The organism is Paenibacillus sp. PvR133, from assembly GCF_017833155.1.
Lineage (GTDB): Bacteria > Bacillota > Bacilli > Paenibacillales > Paenibacillaceae > Paenibacillus > Paenibacillus polymyxa_B.
In genome coordinates this window covers 739,134-751,709 of the sequence record NZ_JAFIBS010000001.1, presented here as the reverse complement: position 1 = coordinate 751,709, position 12,576 = coordinate 739,134, and the positions used below count along the sequence as shown (strand labels likewise).

7 protein-coding genes are annotated in these 12,576 nt (G+C 47.1%); 5 read left to right on the top strand and 2 right to left on the bottom strand.

The features are described from left to right. Positions 1 to 8 precede the first annotated feature (8 nt). Together JOE49_RS03280 and JOE49_RS03275 are read right to left on the bottom strand one after the other, a co-directional pair. Entirely contained in the window at positions 9 to 3,125 is a 3,117-nt protein-coding gene (locus JOE49_RS03280; RefSeq protein WP_209940555.1) for an efflux RND transporter permease subunit, read from the bottom strand. Then, a complete protein-coding gene (locus JOE49_RS03275; protein WP_023990682.1) occupies positions 3,122 to 4,531 on the bottom strand; it encodes an efflux RND transporter periplasmic adaptor subunit in 1,410 nt (469 codons plus the stop codon). The genes JOE49_RS03280 and JOE49_RS03275 overlap by 4 nt, the downstream gene beginning before the upstream one ends. A 266-nt stretch (positions 4,532 to 4,797) precedes the next feature. Here JOE49_RS03275 and JOE49_RS03270 point away from each other — a divergent pair, with 266 nt between their 5' ends. From JOE49_RS03270 to JOE49_RS03250, 5 genes are all read left to right on the top strand, one after another. Continuing rightward, positions 4,798 to 7,515, top strand: a complete 2,718-nt coding sequence (locus JOE49_RS03270) for a stalk domain-containing protein (RefSeq protein ID WP_209940554.1) — start codon at positions 4,798 to 4,800, stop codon at positions 7,513 to 7,515. Between the two features lie 47 nt (positions 7,516 to 7,562). Further along, entirely contained in the window at positions 7,563 to 8,723 is a 1,161-nt protein-coding gene (locus JOE49_RS03265) for a sensor histidine kinase (protein ID WP_013312293.1), read from the top strand. A gap of 4 nt (positions 8,724 to 8,727) precedes the next feature. Then, complete coding sequence (locus JOE49_RS03260; protein ID WP_007432713.1) at positions 8,728 to 9,450, top strand: response regulator; 723 nt, start codon at positions 8,728 to 8,730, stop codon at positions 9,448 to 9,450. Positions 9,451 to 9,618: 168 nt separating this feature from the next. Continuing rightward, positions 9,619 to 10,059 (top strand): hypothetical protein, encoded by a 441-nt coding sequence (locus tag JOE49_RS03255; protein WP_025719114.1) that lies wholly within the window; start codon positions 9,619 to 9,621, stop codon positions 10,057 to 10,059. Positions 10,060 to 10,259: 200 nt separating this feature from the next. Beyond that, positions 10,260 to 12,374, top strand: a complete 2,115-nt coding sequence (locus JOE49_RS03250; RefSeq protein ID WP_209940553.1) for a helicase-related protein — start codon at positions 10,260 to 10,262, stop codon at positions 12,372 to 12,374. Positions 12,375 to 12,576: the final 202 nt, after the last annotated feature.

The following is a 12,576-nucleotide window of genomic DNA, read 5'->3' as shown; positions in this document are numbered from 1 at the left end:
TTCATACCTCACAAAGGTTGGTCACGTGTGATAACTGTGTGCTGCTGTCTTTTGAGTTGACGGCGCATCTTGTACTTGGCCATGATCATATACAAGGACGGCACGACAAACAAGGTTAACAAGGTCGAGAATAACAAACCGAAAATGACGGTAAAAGCCAGTGGCTTAAAGAGCAGGCTTCCCAATAGTGCTAACGGAATCATACCTACAATAGCTGCCAAAGATGTCAATAAAATCGGTCTGAAGCGAGCGGCGGCTGCCTGTATTACGGCTTCCTTTAATTCCATTCCTTCATGGCGTGCATCCTCGATAAATTCAATTAACACAATCCCATTCCGCACAACAATGCCCGCGAGAGCAATAATTCCCATGATGCTCATAAAACCGATAGGCATACCGGTCAAGAAGATACCAATAATCCCGCCGGCTGCTGCCAGATACACGGTCGTCATAATAATAATAGGAATGGAGAGGGAATAAAATTGCATGGTAATCAAGAGTAAAATGAGCAAGACTACAACGATCGCTAGCTGTCCTAAGTCCTTGAATATGGTCGATTGGTCAGAGGTTTCTCCACCAACCTCCCATTTGTAGCCTTCTGGGAACTTCATTTGCGCCAGCTTACTTTCAACGTCAACCATCGCTTCGCTTGCAGTTCGTCCGTTCAAGTCGGCTTCCACCGTAATCGTCCGCTCCATATTGTAATGCTTGATTTGCTGAATAGCAAATGAAGGCTTAATCTGGACGAGCTGGTTTAATGGTATTTGCTTACCAGCTGTATTAACTACACTTAATTGTTGGAAAAGCTTACTTGGCTCCTCGTCACTGTGATTCAAATACATTTTAATATCAACCAGACTGTTTCCAGTATCAAATTGGCTGACTTGAGCTCCTTCTTTTAATAGAAGCAGGGTGCGAGTCAAATCTGTGTAGCTTACCAGGTACTGATCCATCGCTTGTTTGTTGACCTCAAGCTCCAATGCATATCGTTCAATTCCTATATCATCCACGATACCTGTTGTGCCTTCTACTGTCGCGATCTGCTCCTTTGCCTTCTGGGCAAGGGTTTGCAGTTCATTCAGATCCTGACCTGAGATACGAATAGAAACGGGCTTACCCACTGGAATCCCGAGACGAGGAACATACATCGTAACTGTAACTCCAGGGTAGGATTTCTTAACATGTTGTTCCCAAGCATCAACTGTCGTATTGAGATCGAATACGTTTTCTTTGCCGACGACAGCAATCTGCCCCACCGTTTCGTTATAACTAATATTTCCACCCATACTATTAATGTCACTGAACAGTTGTGGGGCAGTTCCTCCAGCGCTGTAGACGACCTTGGAAGTTTCAGGTTGCTTTTTCACCCAGCCTGCAAGGTCTTTAACGACCTGGTCGGTTTCCGCAATTGAAGTGCCTACAGGCATTTTTACATTTAGTGCAACATGAGGATCTTCCGACTCAGGAAAAAGTTCAACTGAGGTAAAGGGAACTAATCCATAGGCGGCTGTTCCAAGCATGAGTCCGACCATGGCTGTCAGCAAGGGACGCTGAATGACCTTAGGCATCAGTTTTTGTGAATAGAGCTTATTTAAAGAATGAATCTGCTGGCCGAGCAAGCCTGCTGGTTTAGACTTACCCTGAGGGTGACGAGCCTGTCTGCGCTTCTCATACCATTCTCGAAAAATAGGGATGATGGTGAGCGACATAATCATAGAGGCAAGCATGGTCAGGGAGACAATAGCAGGAATGGGTTTAATAAAGGCACCTACATTTCCAGGAAGAAACAACAATGGCGCGAAAGCTGAGATGGTGGCCAGAGTTGCAACCAAAATAGAAAGCATGACCTCTTTGGTACCTTTTACAGCTGCGACTGAGGGTGATTCTCCTAATTCCGTAAGTCTACGCTCAATATTATCATTTACAACTACGGCATCATCCACGAGTATGCCGAGTACGATGATCAGACCGACAACGGAAATCTGATTTAGAGTGATGCCGAACATAGGCAAAAAGATAATGGCAATCGAAACCGAAATAGGAATGGCCAGTGCAACAAATGCAGAGGTGAGCAAATTCAGCCCCAACATACAAACGAGAATAACGGCCGCAATCGCAAGAATCGTTTCACGCTTTAAGTCGTCAAAGATATGGCTTACCTGATCCTTTTGTGCAAAAAGAGTTTGAAAGTGAACATCTGCGGGGAGTGTTTTCTCCAGCTCTTTGAGCTTGGTATTGACCTTTTCACTCATAGAAGGGATGTCTGTGCCTGTTTCTGCTCCAATACTTAGCGTAATGGCCGGTTTACCCTCTACATAGGCAAAGTATTCTGTATTAGGATGTGCCAGCTCCGTTGTGCCGACATCTCTCAAATATACAGGATTACCTTCTTTGGTGCGTGTCAAAAGGACCTGATTCAATTCATCAGCTTTTTCGGACTCGCGAACAATGAGTTGATAGGTACGTCCGTTGTATTCAATATTACCGGTAGGAACTCGATCAATTTGAGACTGGATCGCTTGAGCTACTTGTCCCCATGACAGCTGATATTGCTGAAGCTTCTGATTGTCAATATGGACACGTACTTCTTGATCAGGGAGACCATTGAATTTGACGCTAGATACGCCAGAAATGGTATTAAGCTGATCTTTCCAAGTTGTTGTTAAATCATTTAGTTTATACAGTGGTGCGGAAGAGTCAGCTGTTAGGGCATAGGAGCCAATAAAAGAGCTGGTTAGTTTGTCATTTACAACAGGCACTTCAGCGCCTTGAGGAAGATCAGCTTGTGCATCTTGCACTTTTTTACGCATATCATCCCAAACCGTTTGAGGATCAACTCCGTTTTTGGATTCGATTAAAATTGAGGAGAATCCGTTACCAGAAGTCGAACTAATCGTTTTAACACCTTCAACTTCCTTAATGCGTTTCTCCAGCTCTTTAGTTACGGTTTGTTCTACTTTTTGTGGTGAAGCACCAGGGTAGACTGTTGTTACCATAGCATTCTGTATGGTGACATCCGGCATTTCCTGCTGTGGTAACTGGAAAAAGGCGAAGATTCCGACCAAAATCAGCATGACAAAAAACAGCAATGTAATTTTTCGCTTTTTTACGATGTACTCAATCATGGGCGTCCGCCTTCCTCCGACTGAATCGCATTTCCATCAAATAGGTTTTCTGCCCCTTTAACGATAATACGTTCGCCTTCACGAAGTCCCGATACGATTTGCAACTGATTATCTACAACCTGATTACCAAGCTCCACAGGGGTTTTAACAGCTTTTCCTTGAATGTCTTTGAAAATAAAAGGCTTGCTTCCCGTGTTAATGACTGCTTCGGCAGGAACGAGAATCCCATTCTTGTCGGTCACCTGTTGAGCAGCTTTAATGACCTGACCGGGTAACCAGTCTCGCTGTGGATTGTTTATAACAATCTCTACGTTAACCCTTCCCGTGTCGGTGCTGGTTGAAGGATAGACGTTAGACACCGTACCTTGACGAGTCTCTTCATAGAGCGCCAATTCTACTTGTTGACCCTTTTTCCAATCCTTAATTTCACTGTCTGGTACAGGAAGCATTACTTTGAGGCGGTCGATGGAGCCTATGCGATAGACGGCTTGCCCTGACGCGACCAAATCACCTGTATTCACGATTTTGTCTAAGATTACGCCGTTCACGGGAGAGGTTAAACGGGTGCGTGATAGTGCTAGCTCTGCCTGACCCTTGGCGACAAGGGCTTTTTCGTAGTTGGCATGGGCTTGTTTTTGGGAAGCCGCAGCCTGTTCACTGGCCGCAAGGGCTTTGCTTTTACCTGCAAGCGCATCTTGAAAGGAAGCTTGGGCGGATTGATGATCTTCGGCTGTGGCCCCTTCCAGCAAAAGGGACAGGGATTCCTTGGCTTGTTCCAGGTCTTTCAGGGCTGCGGTAGCATTCAGGCGAGCATTTTCATTATCTGATGCGGTAGCAGCGCCTGCCTCAAACAGCTTCTGTGTACGCTCGCTATCCGTCTTGGCCTTGTTATAAGCGCTTTGTGCCTTATCTACAGTAGCTTGCGCTTGTTGTTTCTCTTGAGCACGTGCGCCTTTATTGACCTTGTTAACATTCGCGCGAGCTCCTGTAATGCCTGCATCGGCGGATTGAATCGCGGAGGTAGCAGCCTGTAAATTAGCCTGTGCGTTATCAATACCAGCCTGTGCTTCCAAGATGGAGGCTGTCGCCTGTGCCACCTGAAGTTTGTAGTCAGCGTCATCCAGACTAGCAATAACGGCGCCCTTCTGTACAGCAGTACCGACAGTGAGATATGCACTGGCTACAGTGCCTCCATTTTGGAAAGCCAGTGTGTTCTCCTCATAAGCCTGAAGAGTGCCTGACAAGTTATAGACGGTATGAAGGGGTGTGGATTTGACGATTGCAGTGCGCACAACGGTTGGCTGTGCTGATGAACCTAGAGCGGCATCTTTTTTTTCTGTAGAACATCCGGTGAGTGCGATGCTCAGGGATAAAGTGAATATGATGATGGCCCGTTGTTTATTCATGATTATCAATCCTTCCGATAGGGTCATAATTGGAGTTGTGAACTAATCAGTATTATTTGAACTAATAAGTTCAAATGTATTATAGTGCGCCGATATTGCATTCGTCAATTCATCGTTTTAGATTTTATGAATTAGTTGACGGGATTTTCGTAACTTTTGCCTATATAATAAGTCTATTAACATAAGAGGATTTTTTTGTTTATTGATAGAGTACACGCGCGGAACAAAACCGTTTGAATACATTGAAGATGGGAGCTATTATCCAAATGTTTTTAAGTAATAAGAAACAGAGTGAAGTGAAAGTTAATGGCAGAGGAATCGCTAAAAGATGGGCCGTGTTAACACTGGCAGGGGTATTATGGGTCGGTCCGGTTGCTGGAACTGGGGCTCTAATCCCCTTGAATGGTTGGATGTCTGCTCCAATCGCAAGTGCAGCCTCTGGTTCAACTGTAAAATTGGGCGAAGAGATCATTACTTCGGGTGCAACATTATTGAAATATCGTTTTAAAGGTTCCAAAGGAACAGCGCTGGCTGATATCATTCGAGTGGACTTGCAAAATCCGTACGTTAAGCTGGATGTCATGACGGGGAAGAATGGACAGTTTACGACCCGTCAGAGCACAGGTGGCATGGCAAAAGAGACCGGGGCGGTTGCTGGTGTAAACGGGGATTATTTTAATACTTCCAGCGAGGGAGCGCCGATCGGTGGACAAGTATCCAAGGGTGTGTTGATGTCTACTCCGTCTGATTTAACGGGTATGTATGCCTTTGCTGTAACCAAGGATGGTTCTCCGATGGTGGAGCAGTTTACTTTTGAAGGTACAGTGAAAGCTGGAGATGGGTCGTCCTTCTCTTTGGCGGGGATGAACAAGGCTTCGTATTCCCCTGAGACGAGTGGGGGCAACTATAGTCACTCTAATGCTATGTATATTTATACATCTGCTTGGAAAGCAATTGAGCGCCCCAAAAACAGTTCGACAACGCCCACCGAGATCTTGGTACAAAATGGTGTGGTTACACAAGTCTCCGACAATGCTACGTTGAATATGACCGTTCCGCAGGATGGCTATATTTTACGTACTCATGGTAAAGCCGCTGATTATGCCAAAGCGCATCTGACCGTGGGACAAACCGTAGAAACGAGCTATCATCTTCGTGTTAAATCGACAGGGAGTGAAGTAGATCCTTCTAACCTTCAGATGATGATTGGTGGACATACCATATTAGTAAATGACGGCCAGAAAACCTCTTTTTCCCGGAGCACAACAAGCATAGGCGGGACGCGTGCGCGTACAGCTCTGGGATATTCTCGTGACAAGCGTTACGCTTATGTCATTGCTGTTGAGAAGAATGGGAACAGCGTTGGTGTATCCCTGAGCGAGCTGCAAACGCTGATGAAGGATATTGGCGTCTGGAAGGGGATGAACCTTGACGGGGGCGGCTCTACCACTATGGTGACACGTGATTTGGGAGATACGACAGCGGGGCTTACGTTCAATACAGAATATGGTACAGAGCAACGTAGTATTGTAAATGGAGTAGGGGTATATACCAATGCTCCTAAAGGAACGCTCAAAGGCTTCACCATCAAGGGCAATAAAACGCTGCTGATTGGACAGACCGGAAGCTATTCCTTCAAAGGCTATGACAACTACTACAATCCATTTGATACCTCGAAAGTACAAGTGACGTGGAAATCCAGCAATCCGGCTGTTGTGTCAGTGAGCGGCGGCGTTGTAAAGGGAGCCAAACCGGGAACTGCTACTTTAACGGCATCTAGTGGCTCAGCCAGCGCTACAACAAAGGTCACGGTGCTTGGAGCAGATGAAATTTCATCACTTACCGCAGGCACTGGAACTGGCTCGCTTACCGCTGGAGCTAAAATCGCTGTACCGGTAACGGCAAAGACAAAAGATGGACAGAGTGTCAGCATTACGTCAGATGCGCTCAAATGGGAGTTCATCGGCTTTAAGGGCAGTGTCAAGGACAATCAGCTTACAGTAAATACGGTGGATGCAGGCGTGAAAACGGGCTATGCCATCGGTCGCTATGATGGTTTCAGCGCTGTCGTCTTCCTGTCTGCTGGCGGAGCAAGTACAAACAACTGGGAGAACTTCGAAAATGTTTCGTATCCGGTTGATTTTACTTCGAATGTGGAAGGTGTTACTGGCACAGCAGCTGTTGTACAAGGAGATGGCGACCATGCCAATTCCAAAGTGCTAGAGCTGAACTACGATATGACGAACGGCAGTGGTAAAATGTATGCTTACGCTCAATTGAACGGTACATCCGGGAAAACGCTTGAACAGGCGGCTACTTCCATCTCGATTGATGTCAGAGGGGATAAGAGTCTGAACTGGCTGCGCGCAGAGCTAGAGGATGCTCAAGGCAAAACAGCATATATTGATCTCGCTAAAGTGATCGACTGGAACGGCTGGAAAACCATTAACGCAGATATGAGCGGTTTGAATATTTCGTATCCGGCGAAGCTGAAGCGTCTTTATGTGGTCAATGTGGCAGAGGGTCAGGACGAGCGCGCTAAAACAGGCAATGTTGCTTTTGATAATATTTCTTTTAATACACCGGGAACGGTCGGTACAGAAGGACTCAAAAAAGGAACAGCTCAAATGACGATCGGGCAAAAATCAATGACGGTGAACGGAACGCCGACCACGATTGATGCCGCTCCGATGACTCGCGATGGTTCAACGTATGTTCCGATCAAGTATGTACTGGACGCATTTGGCGGACAAGCCAAATGGAATGCGGGCGATCAGCGGATCACCATTATGCGTGGCGGTGTGCTGATGGATTTGACCGTAGGGAAAAAAGAAGTTGTTCTGAACGGGAAACGTCAAAGCACTGATGTTGCACCCATAGTGCTAGGAGGCAGGACTTTAGTCCCATTGAGACTCGTGTCTGAGCAGTTAGGAATGACTGTAAAATGGGAACAAGAAACGAAGACCATCACCCTCCAGTCATGATATGGTATGATATATACTTGAAATGCTAGGATTGGAGTAGAACATTTGTGGACTTTCAAGCCGATATCATAGACCGAGTCATTAAAAATGCCATCCAGGTGATGGAGAACAGCAAATATCAGATGTTCGAAATATTGGACACGGCCCGGACCGAGCTGGTCACGTTAAATCAGGAGCTCCAGAGCGTCTTGAAGGAAACAGCAGAAACGATCGAAAAGGTGGACCAGCTGGAAATGAACTATCGGCGGTCCCGCATTCGGTTGACTGAGGTCAGCCGTGACTTCGTTCGCTATTCGGAAGAGGATATCAAGCAGGCTTATGAGAAGGCGACACAGCTTCAACTCGATGTGATGATTTTCCGCGAGAAGGAAATGTATCTCAAAGCCAGAAGAGATGATCTTCAAAAGCGGGCCAAAAGTGTCGAGGCTTCTGTCGAGCGCGCTGAAACTATCGGTTCGCAGATGGGGGTCGTGCTGGAATATTTGTCGGGCGAATTGGGACAAGTGACGCGGATCATCGAATCGGCCAAAAATCGGCAGTTTATTGGTCTGAAAATTATTTTGGCTCAGGAAGAGGAGCGCAAACGTATATCCCGTGAAATTCACGATGGACCTGCGCAGCTCCTTGCACATCTAGTGCTTAGGACGGAAATTGTGGAAAGAATGATCGCCAAGCAGGAATTTAAGATGGTTCAGGACGAAATAGTAGACTTGAAGAAACAGGTTCGCTCCAGTCTTGAGGAAATGCGAAAGGTCATTTTCAATTTGCGTCCTATGGCCCTGGATGACCTGGGACTTATTCCGACGCTCCGGAAATATGTGCAGGATTTTGAAGAAAAAACGAAAATTAGATCGCTTTTTGAAACAAGGGGCAAGGAACACCGTCTCTCTTCCGCGATGGAAGCAGCCATTTACCGTCTAATCCAGGAAGCTTTGACCAACGCTGCCAAGCATGCTTATCCTACCTATGTGCTTGTTGAGATTACCTATCAGGCGCAGCTTGTAAAAATCGTGGTGCAGGATAATGGTTTGGGCTTTAAGCCAGAGCTTTTCCAGCAAAAAAGCAAAGATCATGGGCATTTTGGTCTGATTGGTATGCGGGAAAGGGTTGAACTGCTCGAGGGGAGAATGGAGATCGAATCAGCTGAGAATCAAGGCACCAAGATAGTGATTCATATCCCAACCAACGTGGAAAAGGGAAAGGAGTAACAACATGGAAAATCAGGAAATTAGCAATGCACCCATTAAAGTTCTCTTAGCGGACGATCATCAGTTGTTCCGTGAAGGACTTAAACGTATTTTGAATATGGAGGACGACATTGAGGTCATCGGAGAATGTGGCGATGGTATTCAAGTGTTGGAATTCTGTAACGTAGAGAAACCAGATATTGTTCTGATGGACATTAATATGCCAATTGAAAATGGTGTAGAGGCAACCGAAAAACTGCGTGAGATGTTCCCGGATGTCAAAGTTATCATTTTATCCATTCATGATGATGAAAGCTATGTATTTGAGACGTTGCGCAAGGGAGCCAATGGTTATCTGTTAAAAGATATGGAGGCCGAGTCCCTCATTAATGCAATTCGTTCGGTTCATGAAGGATATGCGTTTATCCATCCGAAGGTAACGGGTAAGCTCATTCAGCAGCTTCGCCGGATGACCTACCTGAATGAAACAGGGGCTATGGCTGAAGGTCATACGAAGGAAGCCGGCGTGAAGTTTGTCGCAGGTGAAAATAATCCATTGACCCGTCGTGAAGCTGAAGTGCTGCGTCTGATGGCTGAAGGTAAGAGCAACAAGATGATCGGTGAATATTTATTCATTAGTGAGAAAACGGTCAAAAACCATGTCAGCAGCATTCTGCAAAAAATGGAGGTTGATGACCGTACACAAGCAGTTATTAACTCAATCAAATATGGATGGGTTACGCTGTAAAGTGTAGTTTTCCATGCATTAGACGATGCAGCTGCTAATAGATATGAATGCTGTACCGCCTTTCTTTTGGAGCGATATGTCCGCTCATACGGAAACCCAGTACATAACCGTGACACCTCTTCCTGTTATACGGCATATATTGTCGCTATAGGAGGAGGTGGAACCCTCGTGACGGCTCACTTGGTTTGGATATTGCTTATATACGGTGTGGGAGCCGCAGTCGTTCATCTTATGTATATACGACAGGCGGTTCAGGCTTATCACAATGGTGAAGATTCACGCGCAATATCTCCGGGTCATCGTGCGACTCGCTATATTGTGATTACGTCCAATGACGGAGATCGTGTGGAATGGGTGATGCGTTCGCTGAACATACTTGCCTGGCTACACCGGAGGCCGCTACATGTGACAGTACTGGATGATGAATCTATGGACGATACGCTACCGATTCTGACACGGTTAGTGCGCTATAGTCATATGGATGTTTCAGTCATTTCAAGTCGTTTTTCACCGGGGAACCCGGTCTTACCGAAGTCAGGCGGTGAAAAGCAGGTTGTTATTGATCTTAGAACGGTCAAGTCGTTGGCGGACGCCCCACTTGTTCCTTAGCGACAGGGGATTGTGGACATCGTGGTCAAAATCGGATATAAATGTTTATAAACAGTTGCATAGGCAAGACGACAGGGATCTCATTGAGATCTACTTGATGTGAAGCACACTTCAGGCTATTAGCCATAGGAGTGTGCTTTTTTGCTGTTCTCTGGGGTGACAAGAACCGCAAAAATCATGAATGGGAGGAGAAGGGGAAGGTGAAAATTGCAGTATATGCAGTGAAGTATAAAGGGAATTGGACTCTCCGATTATCTGTGGATATTCGAGTAGATATGACATGGTGGATGAATCAAGATGAGGGACAAGAGAATGTTGTCGAAAGATGGGTGTTATTAGGAGATGAGCTTCCCTTGTCCTGGGGGACAAAGCTGTGCGAAACATTTAAGGAATTAGCAGATATGGAGCGTTGGGGAAAACGGCAGTGGTGGGCTTATATTCTCGCACAGCTAAAAAGTGAACTGGCTCCTGAGCCTTTCAACGGAGAACGGATTTTATCTGGAGGAGTAGAAAATATATGCATTTGGGATGGTGGACAAGGGTGGACTTCTCGCACAGAAAGTAGGAATGAGGGACGAGAAACAAACGGAGGTTTACGTTCTATTCAAAAAAGGAGCCTCGTCACGGGAATTGATGGATTGGATAGGGAGTGTTTAACACGACAAGCGAATGAGCTGGTTAATTTGTTGTCAGGACGCCAGTTACTCGTTCCGGAAGCCGAAGCGCTACTGGCAGAGGCAGCGTCAGGTTTGGAGCGTACTTGGCGATCCGCTGCACAGCTTGCATATCTGCAAGGCCGACTCAGCTTTGCTGCTGGCCTCGCTCCAGCACCACGTACGCGATGGTCTGCCGCGCGTACGAATGAACTCTGCTGCAACCGTTGTGGCAGCGGGCTAGTGCACCGCACGAGCTGTGCGTCGTGCGGACGTAAGGCGTGCGCTTACTGCGAGACATGTCTCGCGCTGGGGCGCAGCCGTGAATGCTCGCTGCTGCTGCGCGGTGCAGCGAAACCCGCCCTGCCACACACAGCAGGCATAGCCCCGGCGACGGAACTCGACCGCTGGGGGCTGAGCCCTGCACAGCGTGCCGCGGCCGAAGCGGCGCTGCGCTTTTTGGCCGCACCGCACGGCGAAGTGCGGGGACGTTTTCGCCCGGAAGGCCGTGGGCTCCGGGCGTTGTTCCGGCGCGATAGGGTTGCGCGCCGGGGATCAGATGCTGCCGCTTCGCATGGCAGCACCCTTGTCCAAAGCAAGCAGTCTTCGCCGAAACCTGGCGAAGGTGCGAGGCATAACGCTGATCGGCAGGTACCTGATACCACGGTAGAACGTTTTCTGCTCTGGGCTGTAACAGGCGCAGGCAAGACGGAAATGATGTTTCCGCTATTGCAATATGTGTTGGACCACGGAGGAACGGCACTTGTGGCAACACCACGCCGTGATGTGGTACTGGAGTTAGCCCCTCGTTTGGCCATTGCTTTTCCCAATGTGAGCATGGTGACGCTCTATGGGGGGAGCGCAGAACGGTGGCAAAGGGGACAGCTGACCCTGGCAACGACACATCAGCTATTGCGTTATCGTCAAGCCTTTGATTTGGTTGTGATTGATGAGATAGACGCGTTCCCTTATCACAATGATCCTATGCTTGCTTTTGCTGCACGAGCAGTATGTAAGCCGAAGGGCAAGTTTATCTATTTGTCTGCTACACCACCGCAATCCTTGCAGAAAGAGGCTGCACGCGGTCTACTGCCACACGCCAAGGTTCCCGTTCGTTTTCATCGTCATCCCTTACCTGTCCCATTTCGCCTGGGGGCTGCTTCAGTGCAACATTGGCTGCAAAAAGGTCGGCTTCCCCTATCCTTTATTCAACGCCTACGCGTATCTATACAACGTGGGGCACAGGTTTTCCTATTTGTGACACGAATCTCACATATTCAGGGACTTGTGAAGCTGCTGATTAAACAATTACCTGATGTACCTATTGCAGGCACCTCCTCACAGGATGAAGAAAGAACCGCTAAAGTGCGCTTATTTCGAGCTACTGAAATACGTGTTCTGGTTACAACGACTATTTTGGAGCGAGGGGTAACTGTTCCACGGAGTGATGTGTACGTATTAGACGCGGACAGCAGTCTTTTTGATGAAGCCTCTCTTGTCCAAATGGCGGGTCGTGCAGGAAGGTCCAAGGATGACCCATGTGGAGGTGTTATTTTTACATCCCCCCAATGGACTCGAGGTCAAAAGAGAGCAATTAGACAGATTAAACGTATGAATGCACTGGCTCGGAAAAGAGGATACCTGAAGGAGGCGAAGCACTAAATGCATTAAATAAAAAAAAGTTTTTTTGGAAATGTGAAACCTGAAACAATGTCGGTACGTAAACTACCAAGAAAGGTGCATTCTGGTATGGGGATGATTCCAACAACCCGTCTATTTTTGAATTGGTTATTCCATCGTCAGTCCCAAACATGTATCGCTTGCGGCACTCTCACAGGGCGTTTTTCCGAATTTCCCGGGATTT